Origin of the sequence: Actinomycetospora aurantiaca (genome assembly GCF_037401875.1) — a bacterium.
GTDB lineage: Bacteria > Actinomycetota > Actinomycetes > Mycobacteriales > Pseudonocardiaceae > Actinomycetospora > Actinomycetospora aurantiaca.
Map to the genome: position 1 here is coordinate 444,893 of NZ_JBBEGN010000003.1, position 22,235 is coordinate 467,127.

The 22,235-nt window shown below is 74.9% G+C and carries 28 protein-coding genes; 21 read left to right on the forward strand and 7 right to left on the reverse strand.

The features are described 5' to 3' along the window. The first annotated feature begins 1 nt into the window (after nucleotide 1). From WCD74_RS09935 to WCD74_RS09945, 3 genes are all read left to right on the forward strand, one after another. Entirely contained in the window at nucleotides 2-748 is a 747-nt protein-coding gene (locus WCD74_RS09935) for a haloacid dehalogenase type II (protein ID WP_337694683.1), read from the forward strand. Nucleotides 749-795: 47 nt separating this feature from the next. Beyond that, nucleotides 796-1,173: a hypothetical protein gene (locus tag WCD74_RS09940; RefSeq protein WP_337694684.1), complete on the forward strand. Its 378-nt coding sequence runs from the start codon at nucleotides 796-798 to the stop codon at nucleotides 1,171-1,173. 143 nt (nucleotides 1,174-1,316) lie between these two features. After that, entirely contained in the window at nucleotides 1,317-1,859 is a 543-nt protein-coding gene (locus WCD74_RS09945) for a hypothetical protein (RefSeq protein WP_337694685.1), read from the forward strand. A gap of 8 nt (nucleotides 1,860-1,867) precedes the next feature. Here WCD74_RS09945 and WCD74_RS09950 read toward each other — a convergent pair whose 3' ends face one another. Further along, nucleotides 1,868-2,902, reverse strand: a complete 1,035-nt coding sequence (locus tag WCD74_RS09950; RefSeq protein ID WP_337694686.1) for an esterase/lipase family protein — start codon at nucleotides 2,900-2,902, stop codon at nucleotides 1,868-1,870. A gap of 57 nt (nucleotides 2,903-2,959) precedes the next feature. Beyond that, entirely contained in the window at nucleotides 2,960-3,133 is a 174-nt protein-coding gene (locus tag WCD74_RS09955) for a hypothetical protein (RefSeq protein ID WP_337694687.1), read from the reverse strand. Between WCD74_RS09955 and WCD74_RS09960 the strand changes: the two genes are divergently transcribed. The 11 genes from WCD74_RS09960 (at nucleotide 3,132) to WCD74_RS10010 (ending at nucleotide 13,810) form a co-directional block, all read left to right on the forward strand. Next, nucleotides 3,132-4,391: an MFS transporter gene (locus WCD74_RS09960; protein WP_337694688.1), complete on the forward strand. Its 1,260-nt coding sequence runs from the start codon at nucleotides 3,132-3,134 to the stop codon at nucleotides 4,389-4,391. The genes WCD74_RS09955 and WCD74_RS09960 overlap by 2 nt on opposite strands. An 83-nt stretch (nucleotides 4,392-4,474) precedes the next feature. Further along, the gene (locus tag WCD74_RS09965; RefSeq protein ID WP_337694689.1) at nucleotides 4,475-5,200 is read left to right on the forward strand and encodes a Crp/Fnr family transcriptional regulator; all 726 of its coding nucleotides are present in this window, start codon (nucleotides 4,475-4,477) and stop codon (nucleotides 5,198-5,200) included. A 123-nt stretch (nucleotides 5,201-5,323) separates the two neighbouring features. Continuing rightward, nucleotides 5,324-5,938: a superoxide dismutase gene (locus tag WCD74_RS09970; RefSeq protein ID WP_337694690.1), complete on the forward strand. Its 615-nt coding sequence runs from the start codon at nucleotides 5,324-5,326 to the stop codon at nucleotides 5,936-5,938. A gap of 173 nt (nucleotides 5,939-6,111) precedes the next feature. Further along, nucleotides 6,112-7,704, forward strand: a complete 1,593-nt coding sequence (locus tag WCD74_RS09975; protein ID WP_337694691.1) for an ABC transporter substrate-binding protein — start codon at nucleotides 6,112-6,114, stop codon at nucleotides 7,702-7,704. Continuing rightward, complete coding sequence (locus WCD74_RS09980) at nucleotides 7,668-8,708, forward strand: ABC transporter permease (RefSeq protein ID WP_337694692.1); 1,041 nt, start codon at nucleotides 7,668-7,670, stop codon at nucleotides 8,706-8,708. The genes WCD74_RS09975 and WCD74_RS09980 overlap by 37 nt, the downstream gene beginning before the upstream one ends. Continuing rightward, on the forward strand, nucleotides 8,701-9,630 hold the full coding sequence (locus WCD74_RS09985) for an ABC transporter permease (protein ID WP_337694693.1): 930 nt from the start codon (nucleotides 8,701-8,703) through the stop codon (nucleotides 9,628-9,630). Before WCD74_RS09980 ends, WCD74_RS09985 begins: the two co-directional genes overlap by 8 nt. After that, a complete protein-coding gene (locus tag WCD74_RS09990; protein ID WP_337694694.1) occupies nucleotides 9,627-10,577 on the forward strand; it encodes an ABC transporter ATP-binding protein in 951 nt (316 codons plus the stop codon). The genes WCD74_RS09985 and WCD74_RS09990 overlap by 4 nt, the downstream gene beginning before the upstream one ends. Continuing rightward, on the forward strand, nucleotides 10,574-11,230 hold the full coding sequence (locus tag WCD74_RS09995) for an ABC transporter ATP-binding protein (protein ID WP_337694695.1): 657 nt from the start codon (nucleotides 10,574-10,576) through the stop codon (nucleotides 11,228-11,230). Before WCD74_RS09990 ends, WCD74_RS09995 begins: the two co-directional genes overlap by 4 nt. A 62-nt stretch (nucleotides 11,231-11,292) precedes the next feature. After that, on the forward strand, nucleotides 11,293-11,724 hold the full coding sequence (locus WCD74_RS10000) for a DUF3099 domain-containing protein (protein WP_337694696.1): 432 nt from the start codon (nucleotides 11,293-11,295) through the stop codon (nucleotides 11,722-11,724). A 31-nt stretch (nucleotides 11,725-11,755) separates the two neighbouring features. After that, nucleotides 11,756-12,004, forward strand: a complete 249-nt coding sequence (locus WCD74_RS10005; protein ID WP_337694697.1) for a DUF3039 domain-containing protein — start codon at nucleotides 11,756-11,758, stop codon at nucleotides 12,002-12,004. A gap of 45 nt (nucleotides 12,005-12,049) precedes the next feature. Next, complete coding sequence (locus WCD74_RS10010) at nucleotides 12,050-13,810, forward strand: DEAD/DEAH box helicase (protein WP_337694698.1); 1,761 nt, start codon at nucleotides 12,050-12,052, stop codon at nucleotides 13,808-13,810. A 389-nt stretch (nucleotides 13,811-14,199) separates the two neighbouring features. Here the strand turns inward: WCD74_RS10010 and WCD74_RS10015 are convergent, their stop codons facing one another. Continuing rightward, nucleotides 14,200-14,394 (reverse strand): DUF7455 domain-containing protein, encoded by a 195-nt coding sequence (locus WCD74_RS10015; RefSeq protein WP_337694699.1) that lies wholly within the window; start codon nucleotides 14,392-14,394, stop codon nucleotides 14,200-14,202. A 185-nt stretch (nucleotides 14,395-14,579) separates the two neighbouring features. Here WCD74_RS10015 and WCD74_RS10020 point away from each other — a divergent pair, with 185 nt between their 5' ends. From WCD74_RS10020 to WCD74_RS10030, 3 genes are all read left to right on the forward strand, one after another. After that, nucleotides 14,580-15,470, forward strand: a complete 891-nt coding sequence (locus tag WCD74_RS10020; protein WP_337694700.1) for an EamA family transporter — start codon at nucleotides 14,580-14,582, stop codon at nucleotides 15,468-15,470. A gap of 179 nt (nucleotides 15,471-15,649) precedes the next feature. Further along, nucleotides 15,650-17,029 carry a type I glutamate--ammonia ligase gene (locus tag WCD74_RS10025; RefSeq protein ID WP_337694701.1) on the forward strand — a complete coding sequence of 460 codons (1,380 nt, stop codon included), beginning with the start codon at nucleotides 15,650-15,652 and terminating at the stop codon, nucleotides 17,027-17,029. A gap of 61 nt (nucleotides 17,030-17,090) precedes the next feature. Then, complete coding sequence (locus tag WCD74_RS10030; protein ID WP_337694702.1) at nucleotides 17,091-18,086, forward strand: endonuclease/exonuclease/phosphatase family protein; 996 nt, start codon at nucleotides 17,091-17,093, stop codon at nucleotides 18,084-18,086. Here WCD74_RS10030 and WCD74_RS10035 read toward each other — a convergent pair. Next, nucleotides 18,049-18,987 (reverse strand): aldo/keto reductase, encoded by a 939-nt coding sequence (locus tag WCD74_RS10035; protein ID WP_337694703.1) that lies wholly within the window; start codon nucleotides 18,985-18,987, stop codon nucleotides 18,049-18,051. The two genes, WCD74_RS10030 and WCD74_RS10035, sit on opposite strands and share 38 nt — an antisense overlap. Nucleotides 18,988-19,062: 75 nt before the next feature. Between WCD74_RS10035 and WCD74_RS10040 the strand changes: the two genes are divergently transcribed. Further along, entirely contained in the window at nucleotides 19,063-19,548 is a 486-nt protein-coding gene (locus WCD74_RS10040) for an HAD family hydrolase (RefSeq protein WP_337694704.1), read from the forward strand. On the opposite strand, the gene WCD74_RS10045 is transcribed toward WCD74_RS10040, so the two are convergent. Beyond that, complete coding sequence (locus WCD74_RS10045; protein ID WP_337694705.1) at nucleotides 19,529-20,311, reverse strand: inositol monophosphatase family protein; 783 nt, start codon at nucleotides 20,309-20,311, stop codon at nucleotides 19,529-19,531. The two genes, WCD74_RS10040 and WCD74_RS10045, sit on opposite strands and share 20 nt — an antisense overlap. 45 nt (nucleotides 20,312-20,356) lie before the next feature. Between WCD74_RS10045 and WCD74_RS10050 the strand changes: the two genes are divergently transcribed. Beyond that, nucleotides 20,357-20,758 carry a hypothetical protein gene (locus tag WCD74_RS10050; RefSeq protein WP_373696055.1) on the forward strand — a complete coding sequence of 134 codons (402 nt, stop codon included), beginning with the start codon at nucleotides 20,357-20,359 and terminating at the stop codon, nucleotides 20,756-20,758. 11 nt (nucleotides 20,759-20,769) lie between these two features. On the opposite strand, the gene WCD74_RS10055 is transcribed toward WCD74_RS10050, so the two are convergent. Continuing rightward, nucleotides 20,770-21,057, reverse strand: a complete 288-nt coding sequence (locus WCD74_RS10055) for a hypothetical protein (RefSeq protein ID WP_337694706.1) — start codon at nucleotides 21,055-21,057, stop codon at nucleotides 20,770-20,772. 53 nt (nucleotides 21,058-21,110) lie between these two features. On the opposite strand from WCD74_RS10055, the gene WCD74_RS10060 reads away from it, so the two are divergent. Beyond that, complete coding sequence (locus WCD74_RS10060) at nucleotides 21,111-21,410, forward strand: transcriptional regulator (RefSeq protein WP_337694707.1); 300 nt, start codon at nucleotides 21,111-21,113, stop codon at nucleotides 21,408-21,410. Continuing rightward, on the forward strand, nucleotides 21,407-21,832 hold the full coding sequence (locus WCD74_RS10065; RefSeq protein WP_337694708.1) for a type II toxin-antitoxin system VapC family toxin: 426 nt from the start codon (nucleotides 21,407-21,409) through the stop codon (nucleotides 21,830-21,832). Before WCD74_RS10060 ends, WCD74_RS10065 begins: the two co-directional genes overlap by 4 nt. Here the strand turns inward: WCD74_RS10065 and WCD74_RS10070 are convergent. Further along, nucleotides 21,784-22,134, reverse strand: coding sequence for a PaaI family thioesterase (locus WCD74_RS10070; protein WP_337694709.1), 351 nt, complete (start codon nucleotides 22,132-22,134; stop codon nucleotides 21,784-21,786). The genes WCD74_RS10065 and WCD74_RS10070 overlap by 49 nt on opposite strands. Nucleotides 22,135-22,235: the final 101 nt, after the last annotated feature.

The window sequence follows — 22,235 nt, forward strand, 5'->3', positions numbered from 1 at the left end:
CGTGACCGACCTGGCGGGCATCGAGGCCGTCATGTGTGACGTCTTCGGCACCGTCGTGGACTGGCGCACGGGGGTCGCGCAGCAGATCGACGAGCTGCTGCGCGCCCGGGGCGTCGACCTCGACGGCGGACTGCTCGCCGACGAGTGGCGGGAGCGCTACCAGCCCTCGATGCGGGCGGTCAACGACGGCGGCCGGTGGCGCCACCTCGACGACCTGCACCGCGAGTCGCTCGACGACCTCCTCGCCGTCCACGGCGTCGACGACGAGGTCGACGACGTCACCCGGGCCGCGCTGGTGCGCACCTGGCATCGCCTGCCCGCCTGGCCCGACTCGACGGCCGGGCTGCGCGCGATCGGCGAGCACTGCGTGGTGGCCACGCTCTCCAACGGCGGCGTGGCGCTCCTGACGCACCTCGTCAAGGCCGCCCGGCTGCCGTTCGACGTGATCCTGTCGGCGGAGCTCGCCCGGCGGTACAAGCCCGACCCGGCGGCCTACGAGACCGCGGTGGGCCTGCTCGACCTGCGCCCCGAGCAGGTGCTGATGGTCGCCGCGCACCAGCGGGACATCGAGGGGGCGCGGAGCGTCGGGATGGCCACGGCCTTCGTGGAACGCCCCCACGAGATGGGGCCGCACCGCTCCTCCGAGCGCGCGGCCGACAGCGACGCCGACGTCGTCGTCGGCGACCTCCGCGAGCTCGCCCGACGAGTGCGCGCGGCGAAGGGTGGCGATCGATATCTCGACGACTGATGAGATGTTGATTGACGCCGTCCGAGCCGCCGTGATCGGCTCGGCCGGTGCCCGGACCCCTGCTCACCGCCTGCCGCGGCTGCTGCTGCGGCACCCTCCGCAAGCACCCGGACATCGACCACGCCGCCCTCCTCGCGCAGCTGGTGGACGCCGTGGGGGAGCACGGGCGGGTCCGGACGAGCGACTGCCTCGGGCCGTGCGCCGAGTCGAACGTCGTCGTGGTCGCGCCGACCCGCGAGGCCCGTCGGGCCGGGGCCCGCCCGGTGTGGCTGCGCACGGTGCTGACCCCGCGGGCCGTCGAGGGGATCGCGACCTGGGTCGCGGCCGGCGGGCCGGGGCTCGCGGAGCCACCCCTCGAGGTCGAGGTCCTGACGTTTGACCCGGCGTCCCGGACCGAGGAGGGGCTGGGCGCCGCCGCGGGCTGAGCGGAGACCACTTTCTGAGTGTCGTCCGTAGCCGTCGCCGGGTAGGGCTGCCCGTGGGCGGACAGCATCGAGAGTTTCGGCCGACCGAAACCCCGGTTAGGATGACCCGGAACTCCTCGGCAGGACGACGGACGGAGCGACCGGTGACCCAGCGTCTCTCGACGGGATCCCACGCCTCGGCGGAGGCGGGCACCTGTCTGATGGAGCAGGTCGCCCTCACCGCGGGCGAGCCGTTCTCCGACCGCCCGGGCTGCACCCCCACCGCGCTCGCCGCCCTCGCCCAGCAGGTCAACGACCGGGTCTCCGACGAGGCCCGCGACCGGTTGCTCCCGCTCGTCCCGGCCCTGGCCGCGAGCGCGAGCGACGACCCCTGCCGCTCCTGGGAGCTCGTGGCGGTCTGCGCCCGCGCGGCGCTCGCCGTCGACCCGCACGACCGGCTCGCCTCCCGGCTGCTCGCCCGCGCCGGGCGCGCGCAGCGCCGGTGGGCACGCCTGCACCTCGACGGCGCCGCCGGCTGCCTCGCCGGCCTGCGCGCCCTGCCGCACCTCACGGCGGCGTTCCACCGGTTCGCGGTACTCGCCGGACCGGCCGGGTCGCCCGAGCGCGACGACCGGCTCGTCGCCCTGCTCACGGACGCGGTGGGCGTCTCGACGACACGCGCCCCCGCGCTCGCCGCCGCTGCCTGACGCCGCGACTACGACGCGGGCACCTCGCCCCGGGCGTACGGACGCAGCTCGGGCTCGCGCGGGGCGAACGGCCCGGTCGCGAGGGCCGTCCCCGCGGTGGCGACGAGCCCGGCGAAGTCGGTCGGGAACGTCAGCGGGTTCACGCCGGGCTGGAACGGACGCAGACACACGCCCCGGTCGATCCGCGAGACCTGCGCCGGCCCCGGGTGGTCGAGCGCGTCGACGGCCAGCGCGTAGGCGACCGCGTCCGAGGTGCCGATCCCGAAGTGGTCGACCACGCGCGTCACTCCGCACAGCGACTGCAGCGAGACGTTGCTGACCTGGTCGTCGGGGCCCCGGACCGGGGAGTTCGCCGGCGGGGTGGCGTCCACCGGGATGCCGCGCGGCACCGCGAGGTTCGGCACCACGATCTCGTCGTAGATCGTGTAGGCCACCGTGTAGTCGACGCCCGGGACGGTCTCGCCGCCGGCGTTCAGCGCCGCGAGGAACCTCGACCGCGGGGCCTGCTGCCAGATCGCCGGCGCACAGCCGACGGCCGGGACCGCGCACACGAGCGGGGCGTCGACCGTGCCGCGGGTGGACGGGGCGAGCGCGACGTAGTCGTCGACCTTCCCGCGGATGTCGGGGAAGAACTTCAGCGCCCAGCGGCCGAGCATCCCGCCCTGGCTGTGCCCGAGCAGGTCGATCTCCCGCCCGCCGGCGCGGTCCGACATCGTGCGGATCGCGGACACGACGTACTCCGCGGCGACCTGCAGGTCCCCGAGGGCGTTCTGCGGGAGCGTGACGGAGCAGAAGGGCCGCCCGGTCGCGGTGAACGCCCGCGCGTAGTTCCTGTCGAACTCCGCCGGGGTCAGCGTGGTCCCGGGGATGAGCAGGACCGGCTGTCGCGCGGCGAGGTCGCCGTGGCAGTCGAGGCTGCGGGCCAGCGTGTCCTCCGGGGCGTTCAGCGCCGGCCCGTCGTCGGCCGCCGCGGCGCCGCCCGCCGCGCCCAGTCCGAGCAGCAGCACGACGAGGAACAGGGCCACCCGCCCGGGGAGCGTCACGCCCGCCCAACGACGGGTTCCCGACGGCGTTACTCCGACGACGGGCCCCGACGTTCCTCACGAGTCCCGCGCGACGCAGCCCGTCTGTAGTCCGTGATACAGATCGCCGTCCGGTTCCTCCCGATACTGCGTGTCAGGAGCACGCACCACCACGGAGGACTCGTTGACCAGTTCGGACCACGCAGCATCACCCAGCGCACCGCCGATGCGCCGGATCGCGCTCGCCAGCATGACCGGCACGGTCATCGAGTTCTACGACTTCTTCATCTACGGCACGGCCGCCGCGCTGGTTTTCAACAAGGTCTTCTTCCCGGAGCTCGGCGCGGCGGCCGGAACCGCGCTCGCCCTGGCCACCTTCGGCGTCGCCTTCGTCGCGCGTCCCTTCGGCTCGGTGCTGTTCGGCCACTTCGGCGACCGGCTGGGGCGCAAGCGCACCCTCGTCACGACCCTGCTGCTGATGGGCCTCTCGACCCTGGCGATCGGCCTGCTGCCCTCGACCGGCGTGATCGGCTGGCTCGCCCCGGCACTGCTGGTCGTGCTGCGCATCGCGCAGGGCCTCGCGGTCGGCGGCGAGTGGGCCGGCGCCACGCTGCTGACGGCGGAGAACGCGCCTGCGAAGGTCCGCGGCAAGTACGCGCTCTACCCGCAGCTCGGCCCGTCGGTCGCCTTCGCTCTGGCCAGCGCCACCTTCCTGACGACCGCGCTGACGATGTCCAACGAGGCGTTCCTGGCCTGGGGCTGGCGCATCCCGTTCATCGGCAGCGTCGTGCTGGTCGCCCTGGGGCTCTACGTGCGCCTCGCCATCACCGAGACCGCCGCCTTCGCCCGGCGCAACGAGGCTCAGGTCGGACGCCGGCTCCCGGTGACCGAGGTCCTGACGCGGCAGCCGAAGGAGGTCCTGCTCGGGGCCGGCTCGACGATGGCCGTGTTCGCCTTCTTCTACATCGGCGTCACGTACCTGACCAGCTACGGGACCGCCGAGCTGGGCCTGCCGCGACCCACCGTGCTCGCCATGGGCATCGTCGGTGGGCTGGTGTTCGCCGGGACGACGATCGCGGGCGCGATCCTCTCCGACCGGGTCGGGCGGCGCCGCATGGTGATCATCGGCAACGCGGTGTCGGTGGTCGGCGGTCTGGTCGCCTTCCCGATCATCGACCTGGGCACCGCGGCGTCGTTCGGGCTCGGCCTGGCGGTGGTGCTCGGCGTCGTCGGGATCGCGTACGGCCCGATCGGCGCCCAGCTGCCGGAGCTGTTCCCGACCCGCTACCGCTACACCGGCGCCGGCATGGCCTACAACCTCGCCGGCGTCCTCGGCGGCGGCGTCGTCCCGCTGATCGCGACCGCGCTCGTCGCCACCTACGCCTCGAGCATGGCCATCGGGTTCCTGCTCGCCGGCCTGTCGGTGGTGAGCCTCGCCTGCACCCTGCTGCTGCCCGACGCCGTCGACGAGTCGATCAGCGCCGAGGTCCCCGCGCGCGTCGTCGCCTGAGTCCGGGGCTGGGCCGCAGGGCGGTCGTCCGGCTAGCCTCCGTCCCGATCCGCTCGTCCGGGTCGGGACGGAGGTCGTCGACGATGTCCCGTCCCCTGCCCTCGTCGTCGGGGGTCCCGGCCGCCACGCCGGAGCTCGCCGTCTCGCCGTTCCTGCTCGCCGAGACCGGGGCGGCCGCCGCGCGCCTGGCCGCGCTCGGGGTGCCACGCCGCCACCGCGCGGGCGAGGTCGTCATGCGCCAGGGGGAGCTCTCGAGCTGCCTGCACGTCCTGACGGCGGGTCGCCTGCGGCTCTCGCTGGTGCGTCCCGACGGCGGGGAGCGGGTGCTGGCCTACGCCGAGCCGGGCGCGAGCGTGGGGGAGACCGCGTGCGTCGACCGGGCCGCCCGGGCGGCGACCGCCGTCGCCGTCGTCGACTCCGAGACCCTGGCCGTCTCCCGCGACGCCCTGCTCCGCGCCGCGCGCACGGACCCCGAGCTGCTGCTCGAGGTCGCGCGCCGCGTCGCGCACAAGCAGCACGTGCTCCACCTGCACCTCGCGCTGGACGCCCTGTCCGCGCGGGAACGCGTGGTCCTCCTGCTGACCCACCTCGCGGACGCGCACGGCGAGCCGGGTCCCGACGGGATGCTGCGGCTGCGCCTGCAGCTCGGCGTCGACGACCTCGCCGCGATCGTCGGGCTCACCCGCGTCACCGCCTCCCGTGAACTGTCCCGGTTGGTCGCCGAGGGGGTGCTGCTCAAGCAGCGCCGGTCCTTCGTGGTGCGCGACCGACCCGCGCTGCGCCGGCTCACCGCCGCCGTGGCCGTCTGAGCCGGGCCGCCCGAGATTGAGCGACGCGCCCACGGGGTTCCCTGGGCTTGCCGGCAACGACCAGTTGCCCGATGATCGCAACTGCGATCTCGTGTCGAGAAGCTCCGAGGAGATGCACGACCGATGGCGGAGTACACGCTGCCCGACCTGCCCTACGACTACGGCGCTCTCGAGCCCCACATCTCGGGCAAGATCATGGAGCTGCACCACGACAAGCACCACAACACCTACGTCACCGGTCTGAACACCGCGATCGACGCCCTCGCCGAGGCGCGCGAGAAGGACACGATCGGCACGACGGCGCTGCTGTGGGAGAAGAACCTCGCCTTCAACTACGGCGGGCACATCAACCACACCCTCTTCTGGCAGAACCTCTCCCCGGACGGCGGCGACAAGCCCACCGGTGAGCTGGCCTCGGCCATCGACCGCGACTTCGGCTCGTTCGAGCTGTTCCAGAAGCACTTCACCTCGGTCGCGACGACGATCCAGGGCTCGGGCTGGTCGATCCTCGGGTTCGACACGCTGGCGCAGAAGCTGCGGATCTTCCAGCTGTACGACCAGCAGGCCAACGTGCCGCTGGGGATCATCCCGGTGGTCATGCTCGACATGTGGGAGCACGCCTTCTACCTCGACTACCTCAACGTCAAGCCGGACTACGTGAAGGCCTGGTGGAACGTCGTGAACTGGGCCGACGCCGCCAAGCGCTTCGAGTCCGCCCAGGGGACGCAGCTCGTGTAGAGCCGTTCCCACGCAGGACCCGCGGTGGTCGTTCCGACCAACTCGACCCGCCGCGCCGGCGGCGACCCCCGGACGGCCTCGTGCCTCCGGGGGTCGTCGTGTCTCTACAGCCCATCACTGGGTGAAAGCTAGACCTTGTTCTTGCGATTCGATGGCGATTAGCGTCCCCGCTCGTGATCGCCGCCCGTTTCGTCCCGCTCGCCGCCGCCGCGGCCCTCGCCCTGCTGGTGGGCGCCTGCTCCGCCCCGACGACCGGCCCCGCCGCCGCCGACCCGGCGGCCATGGTCCTCGCCGACGGCTACGAGCCCGACGACTTCAACCCGCTCATGGGCTACGGCGAGGAGGGCGCGTCGAAGATCTACGACGGCCTGACCGCGCTGGACGCCCAGCGGCAACCCCAGCCCGCCCTGGCCGCGAGCGCCCCGGTCGCCGCGCCGGACGGGCTGTCCTGGACCGTGCCGCTGCGCCAGGGCGTGACCTTCCACGACGGCACCGCCTTCGACGCCACCGACGTCGTGGCGACGTACAAGGCCGTGCTCGACCCGGCGAAGGCCGCGACGGTCGCCTCCGGGTTCTCGATGGTGCGCGACGTGGTGGCGGTGGACCCGGCGACGGTGCGGTTCGACCTCACCCGGCCGTTCCTGCTCTTCCCCGGGCGGCTCACGCTCCCGATCGCCCCGGCCGAGGCGGTGGCGGTGCCCGGCCCGGCGTCGGACATGCCGCTGGGCACGAAGCCGGTCGGCACCGGCCCGTACCGGATGGTCGAGTGGCGGCAGGGCTCGTCGATGGTGCTCGAGGCGAACCCGACGTACTTCGGCGGCGCACCCGCCGTCCGGAAGATCACCGTCGTCTTCGCGACCGACGACAACACCCGGGCCCAGCGCGTCGCGGCGGGGGAGTTCGACGGCACCGTCCTGCCGCCCGCCCTGGCGAAGGGGATCGCGGGCCAGGCGCAGGGCATGGTCCTGCGGGAGCACGCCAGCGCGGACTACCGGACGATCACGATGCCGTTCGGCAACCCCGTCACCGCCGACCCGGCGATCCGTCAGGCCCTCAACCGTGCGGTCAACCGCCAGGGCATGATCGACGCGCTGCTCGCGGGCCAGGGCCGGCCGGCCAGCACCCCGATCCCGGAGGTGCTGCCCGAGGAGGTCGAGCCGGCCGCGCAGTTCCCGTTCGACGTGGCACAGGCGAACGCGATCCTGGATGCCGCCGGGTGGGTCCGCGGCCCGGACGGCCTCCGGGCCCGCGCCGGGCTGCCCGCGAGCTTCACCCTGATGTACGGCGCCGACGACACCGTCCGTCGCGACCTCGCGCAGGCGTTCGCCTCCGACGCCCGCGCCGTCGGGGTGGACGTGCGGCTCGAGGGCCTGGGCTGGGACGCGATCGACCCGCGGCTCGGCACCGACGCGGTCGTCCTCGGCGGCGGCAACCCGTTCGACACGGCGTTCAAGTCCTGGCAGCTGCTGTCCTCGGCGAACGCGGCGGACGGCTACAACAACCCGGGCTCCTACCGCAACGCCGCGGTCGACCAGGCGCTGGACGCGGCCCTCGCCGCCCCGGACCGCGCCACCCGGGCCGCGGAGCTGCGCCGCTTCCAGACCGCCTACGCCGCTGACCCGGGCATGGTGTTCCTGACCTTCCTCGGCCACAGCTACCTCACCCGCGACCGCTTCGACGGCTACGAGCCCGTCGTCGAGCCGCACACCCACGGCACCACGTGGGGCCCGTGGTGGAACGTCGAGCGCTGGACGCCGCGCACGTGACCACCGCGCTGGAAGCGCCGTCCCGCCGGCGGGACCGCGAGATCGGCATCCTCGTGGCCTGGCGCCTCGGGGTGGCGGTGCCCGTGGTGGCCGTCGTCGCCACCGGGGTGTTCCTGCTCGCCGCGTGGTCCCCGTTCGACCCGATCTACCAGTACTTCGGGGTCGGCGTGTTCTCGGCGGGCGACGCCGCCGTCGAGAACGCGCGGCAGCAGCTCGGGCTGAACGACTCCGTGTGGACCCAGCTCGGCCGCTGGGCGGGCGGGCTGCTCTCCGGCGATCTCGGGCAGAGCCTCTCGTTCCGCCAGCCGGTCGGGACCGTGATCGCCCAGCGGCTGCCGTGGACGCTGCTGCTGGTGACCGTCGGGCTCGCGGTCAGCGTCGTGCTCTCCCTGGTCGCCGGGGTCGTGGCCGCGTGGCGGCAGGGCGGGTGGGTCGACCGCGCGGTGACCGCGGTCGGGCACACGCTCGAGGGCCTGCCGCCGTTCGTCCTCGCGCTCGGGGCGATCGCGGTGTTCGCGGTCGCGTGGCCGGTACTGCCGGTCGCCGGGCTCACCGACGCCGGGGCCGCCCCCACCGTCGACCAGGTCGCCCGGCACGTGGTCCTGCCCGCGGTCGTGCTCGGCATCTCGCAGATGCCGTGGCTGGTGCTGCACGTGCGCTCGTCGCTGCTCGGCGCGCTCGACGAGGACCACGTGACCGGGGCGCGGGCCCGCGGCCTGCCCGAGCGGACGGTGGTGCTGCGGCACGCCCTGCCGACCGCCCTGCTGCCGTTCGTGACAGTGCTGGGGAACCGGCTGCCCGAGGTGGTCACCGGCGCGGTGCTCGTCGAGACCGTGTTCTCCTGGCCCGGCATCGCGGCGGCCGTCGTGACGGCGGCCCTGTCGGTCGACTTCCCGCTGCTCGCGGCGCTGACCCTGCTCACCACCGCCGCCGTGCTGCTCGGCGCCCTGCTGGCCGACGTCGCGGTGCTCGTGCTCGACCCGAGGGTGACCGCCGATGGCTGAGCTGACGGCCCGGGAGGCCCGACCCGCCGTCGGGAACGAGGAGCCGTGGCGCCCGGCCGGTCGCCGGCGGCCGGGGACGCTGCGCGCTCGGGCCTCGTGGACCGGCCGGGGCCGCCTGGTCGCCGGGCTCGTCGGCCTGGTCGTCCTGGTGCTCGGGGCCGTGCTGATCCCGTGGCTCGGCGGCCTGGACCAGGGCGCGGTGGACTACACCGCGGTCCGGCAGCCGCCGTCGCTCGCCCACCCGTTCGGCACCGACGCCGTGGGCCGGGACCTGTTCCTGCGCTCGTTCGCGGGGCTCGGGGTGTCGCTCACCGTGGCCGCGTCGTGCGCGGTGATCTCCACCGTCATCGGCACGCTCTACGGCGCGCTGTCGGGGCTGCTCGGCGGCTGGCCGGACCGGATCCTCATGCGCGCGGTCGACGGCGTGAACGCGGTGCCGCACCTGCTGCTCGGCATCGTCATCGTGGCGCTCTACCACGGCAGCGTCCTCGCCGTGATCGCCTCGATCGGGCTGACGCACTGGACGACGGTGGCCCGGGTGGTCCGTTCGGAGGTGCTGTCGCTGCGGTCGCGCCCGTTCGTCGACGCCGCGATCAGCGGAGGCGCGTCCCGACGGCGGGTGCTGGGCCGGCACCTGCTGCCCGCGGTCGTCCCGCCCGCGGTGCTCTCCAGCGTGCTGATCCTGCCGCACGCGGTGTGGCACGAGACCGCGCTCTCGTTCCTCGGCCTCGGGCTGCCGCCGCACCTGGCGAGCCTGGGCAACATCCTCGCGGAAGGACGGCAGGCGGTGCTGCTCGGCAGCTGGTGGATCGTGGTGTTCCCGTCGGCGCTGCTCGCGGCGACGACCCTGGCGGTCGCCGGGATCGCGGCCTGGTGGCGCGACCGCACCCGGCCGCGCCGCCGGTCGGAGCTGGCGCTGTGAGCGCCGCCCTGGAGGTCACCGGGCTGGACGTGCGGTTCCGGCTGCGCGGGTCGCGGGGCCGGCCGCCACGGCTGGTGCGTGCGGCGAGCGACGTGGCCCTGACGCTGCACCACGGCCGGCTGCTCGCGCTGGTCGGCGAGTCGGGCTGCGGGAAGTCGGTGCTCACCGAGGCGCTCACCGGGCTGCTGCCGGGCAACGCGGAGACCCGGGGCCGGGCGACGCTGCACCCCGACGGCCTCGACCTGCTCACCGCCCCCGAGGCGGTGCTGCGCGACGAGGTCCGCGGACGGCGGATCGGGCTGGTCGGGCAGTCCGCGGGCACGTTCCTGACCCCGACGCGCACCGTCGGCGCGCAGCTGCGCGAGGCGGTCCGGATGCTCGACGGGCCGGAGTCCGCCGAGGTGCTCGCCGAGCGCGCCGGGCTGCCGGCGGCGGCCCTGGACCTGTACCCGCACGAGCTCTCCGGCGGCACCGCGCAGCGGGCGGGCCTCGCGGCGGCCCTCGCCGGGGACCCCGAGGTCGTGCTCGCCGACGAGCCGACGGCCGGCCTGGACCGCCCGCTCGTCGACCGCACCACCGACCTGCTCGCCGAGCTCGCCCGCGCCGGGAAGGCGGTCCTGCTGATCACCCACGACCTGCGGGCCGTGCGCCGGATCGCGGCGTCCGGGCCGGTGGACCTCGCCGTCATGTACGCCAGCCGGATCGTCGAGTCCGGTCCGGCGGACGAGGTGTTCGCGCGGCCGTGGCACCCGTACACCGCGGGGCTCCTGGGTGCCCTCCCCGACGAGGGCTTCGTCCCCGTGCCGGGGCACCCGCCGGAGCTGTCCGACCTGCCGTCGGGATGTCCCTTCCGGCCGCGCTGCGGGCGTCCGTCCTGCACCGACGACCCGACCCTGGTCCACCACGGCGAGCGCGCCGTCGCCTGTCACCCGGCGGTGCCCGCATGAGCCTCGTCGGCAGCGGGCTCGTCGGGGGATGGCGGCGGGGGCAGGCCGTGGTGGACCAGCTGGACGTGGCCGTCGAGCCCGGCCGGGTGCTGGGCGTCGCCGGCCCGAGCGGCTGCGGGAAGTCGACGCTCGTGCGGGTGCTGGCCCTGCTGCACACGCCGTGGCGCGGGTCGGTCTCGGTCGACGGCACCGAGGTGCGGCAGATGCGCTACCGGGCGCCGGCGGCGCTGCGCCGCCGGGTCGGGGTCGTGTTCCAGCAGCCCCGGGCCTCCGCCGACCCGCGGCTGACCCTCAGCGACCTGCTCACCGAACCGCTGCGCGCGGCGGGGGAGCGCGACCGGGCGGTCCTCGACGCCCGGGCGGCCGAGCTGTGCGACCGGGTCGGCCTCACCGCCGAGCTGCGCACGCGGCGGCCGCACGAGGTCTCCGACGGGCAGCTGCAGCGCGCGTGCCTGGCCCGGGCCCTCGCCGCGGAGCCCGACTACCTGCTCTGCGACGAGATGACGGCCATGCTGGACGCGTCCACGACGGCCGCGCTCGTGTCGGTGATCTCCGCCGAGGTCGACCGGGGGCTGGGCGTGCTGACGGTCAGCCACGACGAGCCGCTCCTGGCGGCGTGGGCGGACGAGGTGGTGCGGCCCTGGTCCGGATGATTGCCCGCCATGCCATCGGGGACCCGAGGTGGGACAGTGGCGTGGAGGAGAGGGCGGTGCGCGTGAAGCGACCAGGCCACAAGAACGACGACGATCCGGTCCTCATCACCGAGGCCGCCGTCTCGTTCGAGGACGAGTTCGCCGCGCGCAAGAAGCGGTACTCGCTGATCATGGCGTTCCGCATCCCGTGCCTCGTGCTGGCGGGGATCTTCGGGATCGGCCTAAACTGGCCCTGGGTGGCGGTCGCCTTCATCGTGCTGTCGGTCCCGCTGCCGTGGATCGCGGTGCTGATCGCGAACGACCGGCCGCCGAAGAAGTCGCAGAAGGTCAACCGGTACCGGCCGGACCGGCGGGCCCTCCCCGAGGTCAGCGAGGCGCGCATCATCGAGGCCGCCGAGGCGCTGGACGCGCGGTCGACGCGGACGGACGGCCCCCGGCAGTCGCGCCAGGACGGGCCCGACCACGCCCCGCCGCGGACCGGGACCGACGGCTGACGCCGTCGGGCCCCTGAGGCAAAATGGGGTCATGAGCCAGACCGCGGTCCTCCCCGACGTCCGTCCCGACGCCACGGATCGGACGAACGACGACGACCCGAAGATGTTCCACTACGTCCGCAAGGACAAGGTGGCCGAGAGCGCGGTCATGGGGTCCATGGTCGTGGCGCTCTGCGGGGAGACCTTCCCGGTCACGCGCTCGCCGAAGCCCGGCTCCCCGGTCTGCCCGGCCTGCAAGGAGATCTTCGAGAAGCTGCCGCGCGGCGGGGACGACGAGTAGCGGGTCCGCCCGCCCCGCCCTGCCCACCCGCTCCCCGGAGGGTTCTTGACCACGCGCGCGCCCGGCCGCACCGGTTCGACGGAGACACCCTCGACCCCACCCCTGCGGCAGTGGCAGCGGCGGGCGCTCACCCGCTATCTCGCGGACCGTCCGAAGGACTTCCTGGCGGTCGCGACGCCGGGCGCGGGCAAGACGACCTTCGCGCTGCGGGTCGCGGCGGAACTCCTGGGCGACCGCACGGTCGACACGGTCACGATCGTCTGCCCCACCGAGCACCTCAAGCACCAGTGGGCGGGCGCCGCGACGCGCGCGGGCATCGCGATCGACCCGGAGTACTCCAACGCCGTCGGGAAGCTGTCGGCGGACTTCCACGGCGTCGCGGTCACGTACGCCCAGGTCGCGGCGCACCCGATGCTGCACATGAACCGCACCGAGTCGCGGCGCACGCTGGTGATCTTCGACGAGATCCACCACGCCGGCGACGCGAAGAGCTGGGGCGAGGCGACCCGTGAGGCGTTCGGCGGCGCCACCCGACGGCTCGCGCTGACCGGGACCCCGTTCCGCTCCGACGACAGCCCGATCCCGTTCATCACCTACGAGCCCGACTCGGCGGGGGCGATGCGCTCCCGGGCCGACCACTCCTACGGCTACGCGGACGCGCTGGCCGACGGCGTCGTCCGTCCGGTGGTGTTCCTGGCCTACTCCGGGCAGGCGTCGTGGCGCACCAGCGCCGGCGAGGAGATGACCGCGCGCCTCGGCGAGCCGCTGACGGCCGAGCAGACCTCCCGGGCCTGGAAGACCGCGCTCGACCCCAAGGGCGACTGGATGCCCGCCGTCCTGCAGGCCGCGGACACCCGCCTGTCCCAGCTGCGCCAGGGCGGCATGCCCGATGCCGGCGGCCTCGTCATCGCCACGGACCACACCACCGCGAAGGCCTACGCGAAGATCCTCGGGCGGCTGTCCGGGGAGGAGCCGGTGGTGGTCCTCTCCGACGACCCGAAGGCCTCCGGCCGGATCGCCGCGTTCTCGGCGACGAACGACCGCTGGCTGGTGGCGGTGCGCATGGTCTCCGAGGGCGTCGACGTGCCCCGGCTCGCGGTCGGGGTCTACGCCACCAGCGCGTCGACCCCGCTGTTCTTCGCCCAGGCCGTCGGCCGGTTCGTCCGGTCGCGGCGCAGCGGCGAGACGGCCTCGGTCTTCCTGCCCAGCGTCCCGACGCTGCTGGGGCTGGCCAGCGAACTGGAGCTGCAGCGCGACCACGTCCTCGGCGAGCCGCACCGGCCGAAGGAGGGTCTCGACGACGAGCTGCTCGAGGCGGCCAACCGCACCGAGGACGAGCCGGGCGAGCAGGAGAAGGCGTTCGAGGCCCTGTCCGCGGAGGCCGAGCTCGACCAGCTGATCTACGACGGCGCCTCGTTCGGCACCGCGACCGGCGCCGGCTCCGAGGAGGAGCAGGACTACCTCGGGCTGCCCGGGCTCCTCGACCCGGACCAGGTCCGGGCGTTGCTCCGCCGGCGGCAGAGCGAGCAGCTGGACGGGCAGGCCGCGCAGGCGGCGGCCGACCCGGCCCCGGTCGCCCCACCGCCGGCCCGCCTGAAGCCGTCCGCGGCGGAGAAGCTCAAGGAGCTCCGCCGCGAGTTGAACACGCTCGTGGCGGCGCACCACCACCGGACCGGAGCCCCGCACGGCGTGATCCACGGCGACCTGCGCAAGGCCTGCGGGGGGCCGGCCACGCCGGTCGCGACCGCGGAGCAGATCGAGGAGCGGATCTCGACGCTGCGGTCGTGGCGCTCCCAGCCACGCTGACGTCCGTCCGGCCCCGGACCGTCCGGGCTGTGTCCGACATCACACCGTGCCGGGACGGTTCCGGGCCGTGTCGATCTCGTCGCGAGACGTGCCCGACACGAGGGACACCGGAGCGTCACACAGCGTCGTCGTCGGCGTCGGGGGAGCGCCCGCGCTGCTCGGGATGCGCCGACACCGCGGGTGATCTCCCGGACCACCCGACCGTGCGCGTCACGGCCGCCCGCCCGGCGTATCGGGCGCGGCGCCGGTCCCTCGTCGTCGCGATCGCGGGTTCGGCGCGCCGGACGGACCCGGAGACGACGACGGCGGGCGGGGTCCGTGGTGGTCCCCGCCCGCCGTCAGGTCGAGCGCTGCGGCGGCGATCGGCGTCGCCGCAGGTCAGTGCGGTGTCAGACGGTCTCCCCGGCCTGCAGGTCGATCGAGAGCTCCTTCATCTTCGCCTCGTGGGCACGGGCGTGGTGCCCGCAGAAGAGGAGCTCCCCGCCGGAGGGCAGGACGGCGCGAACCCGCGCCGCTGCCCCGCAGCGGTCGCATCGGTCCAAGGCGGTGAGTTCTGGCCGGGTCAGGGTTCCGGGCATCGTCATCTCCCTCCGTTCGGGCGCCGGCGTCGAGGCCGGCCCCGCAGGCTCCGGCCGAGTGACCGGGGCTCCTCCACTGTGTCAGACCGGGGCGACGACCGCTCGTGTTCACGCGGTGCTTTGTCCTCGGTCACGTACCGCTCATCGACGGATTGCGACCGTTGTTATCGGGGAAGGGACCGGACCACACGATGGTGAGTCGATCTTCGACGACGAGCGGTCTCCCGGCCCCGTTACTCTTCGTGCTCGGCGGGGCGTCGATGTACGTCGGCGCGGCCCTGGCGGTCGGCCTGTTCGAGCGCGTGTCACCCGCGGGCGTGGCGTGGCTGCGCCTCGCCGGGGCGGCGGTGGTGCTCGGGGTGTGGCGGCTGGCGGCGGCCCGCGCCCGGCCCGGGCGGAGCCGCTGGACCCGCCGGCGGGTGCTGCTCGCGGGGGCCTTCGGGATCGTCACGGCGGGGATGAACATCGTCTTCTACGAGGCGATCGCCCGGCTGCCCCTGGGGACGGCGGTGGCGATCGAGTTCGCCGGCCCCGTGCTGGTCGCGGCGCTCGGCTCGCGCGGCCGGCGGGACTGGGCGGCCCTCGCGCTCGTCGTGCTCGGCGTGGGGCTGATCGCCGACGTCCGGCTGGAGGGCTCGCCCGCCGGCGTGGTGTTCGCCCTGCTCGCGGCACTGCTGTGGGCGGCGTACATCGTGCTGGGCGCCCGGGTCTCGCGCGGCGCGGGCTCGACGGGGGAGGGCATCGACGGGCTCGCGATCGGGTTCGCCGTCGCGACCGTGGTGCTCTCCCCGCTGGCGCTCACGGCGGCGCCGATCGCGGGCGAGCCGCTGCTGCTGGGGTCGGCCCTGGCGCTCGGCGTGCTGTCGTCGGTGGTGCCCTACGTGCTCGACCAGGTCGTGCTGCGCCGCGTCGGCCGGGCGCGGTTCGCGCTGCTGCTCGCGCTGCTGCCGCTGACCGCGACGGTGGTCGGCCTCGTCGGCCTCGCCCAGATCCCGGCGCCGCTGGAGGCGGTCGGGATCGCGGCCGTCGTCGTCGGGGTGGCGCTGCGCCGGGAGTCGCCGGCTGCTGACCCGCCCGGTTGAGCGAAGGGCCCCTTCGGTCGGATAGATCGCCGAAGGGCGCCCCTCGCCCATCGAGCCTCGAGTCGGCGAGGGGCGCCCACGGGCCGGTAGATCGAGCGAAGGGCCCCGTCGCTCGAGTCGGCTCCGACGGGCTGACTAGCCTGACCTGCGCCGACGGGGCGAGGGAGAGGGTGGGACGCATGTCCGAGGAGTTGCGCGAGCGCGGCCGGGAGCTCGCCGCCGCGCTGGCCGCCGACGGGGTCGTCGGGCTGACGATCGCGTGGGCGGACAACAACGGCATCCCGCGCTCGCGCACCGTCCCGGTGCCGGCGCTGCCGCAGGTCGCCGTGAGCGGGGTCGGGGTGACCCACCTGTTCGCGGTGTTCGACACCAACGACGCGATCGCCTTCGGCTCGACGGGGATGGAGACGCCGTCCGGCGACGTCCGGCTGGTGCCGCAGCTCGACCGCATCACCCGGCTCGCCGGTCAGCCCGCCTTCGCGTGGGCGCCCGGGCGGCTGGTCGCCGCCGACGGCTCGCCGTGGGCGTTCGACCAGCGCTCGGTGCTGCAGCGCGTGGTCGACCGGCTCGCCGCCGACGGCTACACCGCCCTCGTCGGCTACGAGATGGAGTTCGGCGTCTTCGAGCAGGCGTCCGACCCGGAGGACACCGAGCTCCTCGCCGCGCACGCCGGTCCGGCCTACAGCCCGCACGCGCTGCTCCCGATCGACGACTTCGTCGCCGCGGTGATGCGCGACGCCGACGCGAACGGGCTGCGCCTGGGCCAGATCCACGCCGAGTACGGCCCGGCGCAGGTGGAGCTCTCGCTCGCCGCGACCGACCCGGTGACCGCCGCCGACCAGCAGCTGCTCGCCCGCCAGACGGTCCTCGCCGCCGCCGAGGCCCACGGCCTGCGCGTGTCCTTCGCCCCGCTGCCCACCCTGAACGGCGCCGGCAACGGCTGGCACGTGCACTCCTCGCTGTGGCGGGGCGGGGACAACCTGCTCGCCGGCACCGTCGACGGCCCGCGTGGCACCGCCGGCGCCGGGTACGTCGCCGGGGTGCTGCGCGACCTGCCCGCCCTCGCCGCCCTCACCGCACCGTCGCTCGGGTCGCTCGCCCGGCAGCGCCCCGGGTTCTTCGCGGGCGCGTTCTCCGGCTTCTGGGGCGTGGAGAACCGGGAGGCCCCGCTGCGCTACGTCCCCGGCTCGGCGCTGCTCGGCGAGGACCACGCGAACCTCGAGCTCAAGGTCTCCGACGCCTCGGCCAACCCCTACCTGGCCCTCGCGGCCCTCCTGACGGCGGGCGTGGCCGGGGTCGAGGAGAACCTCGTCCCGCCGGCCCCGGTCGGCGAGGACCCCGGTACGTGGAAGAAGAAGCAGCGGGCCGCCGCGGGGATCGAGAAGCTGCCGGCCACGCAGGCCGAGCAGGAGGAGGCCCTCGTCGCGAACCCGCGCATCACCGGCGTGCTCGGCGAGGAGCTCCTCGGGGCCTTCCTGGCCGTGCGTCGGGCGGACGCGGCGTGGGCGGGGGAGAAGGAGACCGAGGAGGTCCTCGGCGCCTGGCGCTGGCGCTACTGATCACCCGACGGGGCGCCCGTCCCTCGCGCCGACACGACGGCGCGTCGGCGATCATCGAGGCGTGGGAGTCCCCGGAGGCCGCGCCGCGGCGGGCGCGTTGGCCGCCACCGTCGTCCTGCTCCCCGAGGTGGTCGGGCTCGACCGGACGGCGCCGTGGCCGATCGTCACGGCGTTCCGGCGTCGGCTCGCCCTCGGCGCTGGCGTCCTCGCGGCCGGCGCGGCGGTCCGCCCGGGCCCGTGGCGGGCCGTCGGCGCGGGGACGGGCCTCGTCGCGGCGGCCGCCGCGGGGCTGTCGGCGGTGCGGCACCGGGCCCGAATCGGGGAGGGGACGACCGACGGTGAGCCCGTGAGCGTGCTCGGCGCCAACGTGTGGATCGGCCGGGCGGATCCGGTCGCTCTCGGGGACCTGGTGCGGCGGGAGCGGCCGGACGTGGTGGTCCTGCTGGAGTCCGGTGACCGGTTCCGTCACGCACTCACCGCCGAGGTCGCCGACCTCGGATATCGGGGGTGGTCCTGCGCGCCGGGACGCGCCGAGGTCGAGGCCGCGGGCGCCGGCGACCACGCGTGCACGTCCCTCCTCGTCGCCCCCCGGCTCTGCGACGTCACGGTGCGGGCGGTCACCCGGGACACGGCCTCGGGCTGGATCGAGGTGGCGGGCGGCGGGCTCGGCGACACACGGGTCCTCGCGGTGCACCCCGCCGTCCTGCTGCCGCGCCGCACCCACGAGTGGCGCCGGGAGCTCGCGCGGCTCGCCGGGCTCGTCGCCGACCCGCGGCCCACCGTCGTCGTCGGTGATTTGAACTCCACCCTGGATCACCGTGCCCTGCAGCCCGTCCTGCGCCACGCGCGCTCGGCCGCCGCCGAGGTGGGCCGCGCCCGGGTCGGCACGTGGCCGGCCGGACGGCCCCGTCGGCTGGGAGTCGCGATCGACCACGTCCTCGTGTCCGCCGCCGTGGGCGTCGAGTCCGTCGACGTGCTCGACGTCCCCGGCAGCGACCACCGCGCGCTGCTCGCGCGGCTCAGACGTCCGAGAGGCGCCGCAGCTCCTCGTCGGTGAGCCGCAGCGAGACGGCCGGCAGGATCTCCTGCAGCTGTTCGACCGTGCGCCCCGAGGCGATCGGTGCGCCGACGGTCGGCTGCGCCGCGAGCCACGCCAGCGACACCGCCGCGACCGGGACGTCGTGGTCGGCCGCGATCTCGTCCAGCACGCCCAGCACCGCCACGCCGTGGTCGTCGAGGTACGCGCGGGCGCCCTCGGCGCGGGCGCTCGCCATCGCGCCGGACGACGCACCCGAGTCCACGGTGTCCTGCCCGGGCCGGTACTTGCCGGTCAGGAAGCCCTTGGCCAGCCCGAAGTACGGGTAGCAGACCAGGCCCTCGCGGTCGACCAACGGTGCAAGGTCACGCTCGTAGTCCCGCTCGACGAGGTTGTAGTGCGGCTGCACCGCGCGGAACGGGGTCAGGTCGTGCTTCTCGGCGAGCTCGAGCGCGCAGGCCAGACGGTCCTCGTCGAAGTTCGACGCACCGACCGCGCGCACCTTCCCCGCCCGCACGAGCTCGTCGAACGCGGCGACGTAGTCCTCCTGCGGGGTGTCGGGGTCGTCGCGGTGCGCGTAGTACAGGTCGATGTGGTCCGTCTGCAGCCGCCGCAGCGAGTCGTCGCAGGCGGCCCGGATGTTCTCCGGGCGCAGGCCCTTGCGCTGCTCCCAGGAGCCGACCTTCGTCGCGATCACGACGTCGTCACGGCGCCCGGTCCGCGCCAGCCAGTTCCCGATCACCGTCTCGGACTCGCCGCCGGAGTTCCCCTCGGCGCGTGCCATGTAGGAGTCGGCGGTGTCGATCATCCGGCCGCCGGCGTCGACGAAGGCGTCGAGGAGGGCGAACGACGTCGGCTCGTCGGCGGTCCAGCCGAACACGTTGCCGCCCAGGCACAACCCGTCGTCAGGAAGAGAGGTCATGCCCCCGGTCTACCCGCACGGACCGAGGCAGACCCTGCACGCGGGCCCGGGGATCTTGGTCGCGGTGATCGCGCGGTGGCAGTGTCCGTCCCCGTGGAGGAACTCCTCGGTGAGGTCGCCGCGCTCGGCGAGACCCCGACCCTGCTCGTGGCCTGCGGGTTCGACGGCGCGCTCGCCCCGCTCGGCGACGACCGGGCGCTGCAGCAGTCCTCGGAGGCGCTCAACGTCCTGCTCGCCCTGCCCGGGACCACCGTGGCCGTCATCTCACGACGGCCCGCCGACGAGGTCGCGGAGCTGATGTTCCTGTCGGGCGCCAAGGGCGGGCTGCGGATGATCGCGCCGGACGACGTCGAACCACTTCGGCGGGAGCTCGACGCGGTCGCCCTCGTCATCGACGCCGACCCGGACTCGCTCACCGGCCTCGCCGACGCCGACCTGGGCGTCCTGGTCGACGAGGAGTCCGATCCCGACGCCGACCCGGAGCAGCGCGTCTACCGCGTCACGGAGGCCGAGGACGTCGTCGAGGTGCTCGAGGAGCTGGTCAACGCCCGCCGGCACTGAGCGCCGCCAGCACGGCGGCGTGCACGGCCGGGCGGGCGATCAGCAGGTCGGGGGAGTACGGGTCGTCCTGCCCGTAGGGCACCGGGGAACCGTCGATGCGGGTCGCGAGCAGCCCGGCCGCCATCGCGACCGCCATCGGCGCCGCGTTGTCCCACTCGTACTGCCCGCCGGAGTGCAGGTACACGTCGGCCTCGCCGCGCAGCACCGCGAGCATCTTGACCCCGGCCGCGGACCGCCGGACCAGCCGCACCCGGAACGCCCGCTCCACCGTGCGCAGCTCGTGCGGAGGACGCGAGCGGCTCACGGTGACCGCCAGCTCGTCGCCCACCGGGTCGTCGGGCACCGGGTCGACCGTCCCGGAGTCGACCAGGGCGTCCGCGCCGGGCACGGCCACCGCACCCGCCGCGAGCCGGCCGTCGACGACGAGCGCCACGTGCACGCCCCACTCGTCCGTGCCGCGCCCAAAGCCGGAGGAGCCGTCGAGCGGGTCGACGATCCAGAGGCGGTGCGCGCCCCGGCGGGACCGCGGGTCGAGCGAGCCCTCCTCGGAGAGCACGGCGTCGTCCGGGCGGCGGCGGGCGAGCTCGCGGGTGAGGAACTCGTGGGCCTGCTCGTCGCCGGCGTACTCGCGGTCGCGCCCGGGCGGGGCCGACTCGCGCAGGTCCAGCAGCAGCCGACCGGTCTCGTCGGCCAGCTCCCGCGCGAGCGCGGCGTCGTCGGCGTAGGCGGGGCTGCCGGGGATGACGGTGTCTGCGGCGCTCACCCCCCGATCTTCGCCCACGACGACGGGTCGGTGCGCACTGGCAGGCTGTCGTCCGTGATCGCGGCGGTGGCGTGGGTGTGGCTCGGGATGGTCCTGGCGATCTCGTTCCTCGAGGCGCCGCTGAAGTTCCGGGCCCCGGGCGTGACCGTCCCGATCGGGCTCGGCATCGGCCGGATCGTCTTCCGCGCGCTCAACGTCGTCGAGGCCATCCTCGCCGCGGCAGTGGTGGTCGGTCTCGTGCTCGGAGGGTTCCGGACGGCGGGTGCGGTCGCGGTCGGCGTGCTGGTGGTGCAGCTCGGAGCGGTGCGGCCGGTGCTCACGCGCCGGTCGGACCGGGTGCTGGCCGGGGAGGACACCGGTGGGCGCAGCCACGCGCACCTGGTCTACGTGGCGCTCGAGGTGCTCAAGGTCGCCGCGCTGGTGTGGCTCGGGGTGGCGGCGAGTTGATCCTGGCGCGCCTACGGGGTCTCCGCGGCCACCAGCACGCGGGCCAGCTCGTCGAGGACGGCCACGCGGGCCTCGTCGTCGTCGAGGGTGTGGGGCACCTGGTCGAGCAGCAGCCGCGCGAGGCTCGCGAGGCTCACGACCTGCGCGGCGAACTCCTCCGGCCCGCCCAGCTCGCCGAGCAGCCCGCCGACGGCCTGGAGGTCCCCGTCGTCCATCGCGCGGATGACCGCCACGGAGCGCTCGTGGACCGTGGCCGGGTCGGGGCCGGGGATGTCGTCGGCGTCGGGGTGCTGGGTCATGCTCCGAGCATTCCAGGAGCCGGGGGTGCCTGCATGATTGCTAGCATGCAGGCATGGCGCAGGTGAGCTGGCGGGCCTCGGATGCTCTCGTCGAGCAGGTCCGGGCCGTCGCGTCGCGGGAAGGGCGGAGCCTCAACGAGTACCTGACGCGCGTCCTCCGGGCCGCCGTCGACCCGGACACGGCGGACGACGAGATGGCGTCGCTCCGCGAGCGGCTGGCCCGGGCCGGGATCCTCGCCGACACCGGGCCTGCGCGCCCCCGGCCGGACCCCGTGGCCGTCGCGGACGCCCGGCGCGAGTTCGCGGCCTCCGGGGTGCTCGCGTCCGACGTGGTCTCCGACCAGCGCGGATGAGCACGTTCGCCGACACGTCGGCGGTCGTGAAGCTCTACCTCGACGAGCCCGGCCACGAGCCGGTCCGGGCGCTGGACCGGATCGTGATCTCCCGGCTCGCTCGCGTCGAGGTCGTCGCCGCGATCTGGGGTGTGCAGCGCCGGGGCGGACTCCGTCCGGGGAGCGCGACCGCGCTCGTCGCCGAGTTCGAGGCGGACCTGGCGGGTCCCGGGTCGCGGTTCGCGGTCGTCGAGCCCACGCCGGCCGTCCTGGACGACGCCGCGGCCCTGAGCGGCATCCGCGGGCTCCGGGCCTACGACGCCGTGCAGCTCGCGTCGGCCCGTGCGGCCGCCACGGCCGACGACCGCATCCGCACGTTCGCCGCCTTCGACCCTCAGCTGCGTGGGGCCGCGGCGGAGGAGGGGTTCGTCGTCGTGCCCTGAGCCAGGGCGATCACGGACTTCGTGATCTGGCTGCGCGCGACGAGCCGGTCGCCCACCATCGCCGTCGCGGTGACGAACCCGAGCCGGCGGGTACGCCGCTCAAGGACGGCGGTCACCAGCACCTCCTCGCCGCGCTGCCCGGGGCTGCACAGCTGCGTCGAGATGTGGTGGGTGACGGCGTGCTCGTCGTCGGCCAGCTCCGGCAGCAGCGTCAGGAAGCCCTGCAGCTCCAGGATCGCGCCGAGTGCACCCGCGTGCAGCGTCCCGCCGGGGTTGATGGCGAGCCCCTCGACCGGGAACACGAGCCCTGCGGTCGGGGCCGCGGGGTCGGCGGGGCGGGCGCGCAGCGCGTCCTGCAGCGGGATGGCCAGGGCGGCCGCGGCGCGCTCGGCCGTCGTCGACG

Bases quoted from the DNA above. Each gene is read 5' to 3' on its own strand.
- WCD74_RS10060 (WP_337694707.1), top strand. From the start codon at position 21,111: ATGGCGCAGGTGAGCTGGCGGGCCTCGGATGCTCTCGTCGAGCAGGTC.
- WCD74_RS10035 (WP_337694703.1), bottom strand. From the start codon at position 18,987: ATGACCTCTCTTCCTGACGACGGGTTGTGCCTGGGCGGCAACGTGTTC.
- WCD74_RS09985 (WP_337694693.1), top strand. From the start codon at position 8,701: ATGGCTGAGCTGACGGCCCGGGAGGCCCGACCCGCCGTCGGGAACGAG.
- WCD74_RS09970 (WP_337694690.1), top strand. From the start codon at position 5,324: ATGGCGGAGTACACGCTGCCCGACCTGCCCTACGACTACGGCGCTCTC.
- WCD74_RS09995 (WP_337694695.1), top strand. From the start codon at position 10,574: ATGAGCCTCGTCGGCAGCGGGCTCGTCGGGGGATGGCGGCGGGGGCAG.
- WCD74_RS10065 (WP_337694708.1), top strand. From the start codon at position 21,407: ATGAGCACGTTCGCCGACACGTCGGCGGTCGTGAAGCTCTACCTCGAC.
- WCD74_RS10015 (WP_337694699.1), bottom strand. From the start codon at position 14,394: ATGACGATGCCCGGAACCCTGACCCGGCCAGAACTCACCGCCTTGGAC.
- WCD74_RS09965 (WP_337694689.1), top strand. From the start codon at position 4,475: ATGTCCCGTCCCCTGCCCTCGTCGTCGGGGGTCCCGGCCGCCACGCCG.
- WCD74_RS09960 (WP_337694688.1), top strand. From the start codon at position 3,132: ATGACCGGCACGGTCATCGAGTTCTACGACTTCTTCATCTACGGCACG.
- WCD74_RS10005 (WP_337694697.1), top strand. From the start codon at position 11,756: ATGAGCCAGACCGCGGTCCTCCCCGACGTCCGTCCCGACGCCACGGAT.
- WCD74_RS10020 (WP_337694700.1), top strand. From the start codon at position 14,580: ATGGTGAGTCGATCTTCGACGACGAGCGGTCTCCCGGCCCCGTTACTC.
- WCD74_RS09955 (WP_337694687.1), bottom strand. From the start codon at position 3,133: ATGCTGGCGAGCGCGATCCGGCGCATCGGCGGTGCGCTGGGTGATGCT.
- WCD74_RS10025 (WP_337694701.1), top strand. From the start codon at position 15,650: ATGTCCGAGGAGTTGCGCGAGCGCGGCCGGGAGCTCGCCGCCGCGCTG.
- WCD74_RS10055 (WP_337694706.1), bottom strand. From the start codon at position 21,057: ATGACCCAGCACCCCGACGCCGACGACATCCCCGGCCCCGACCCGGCC.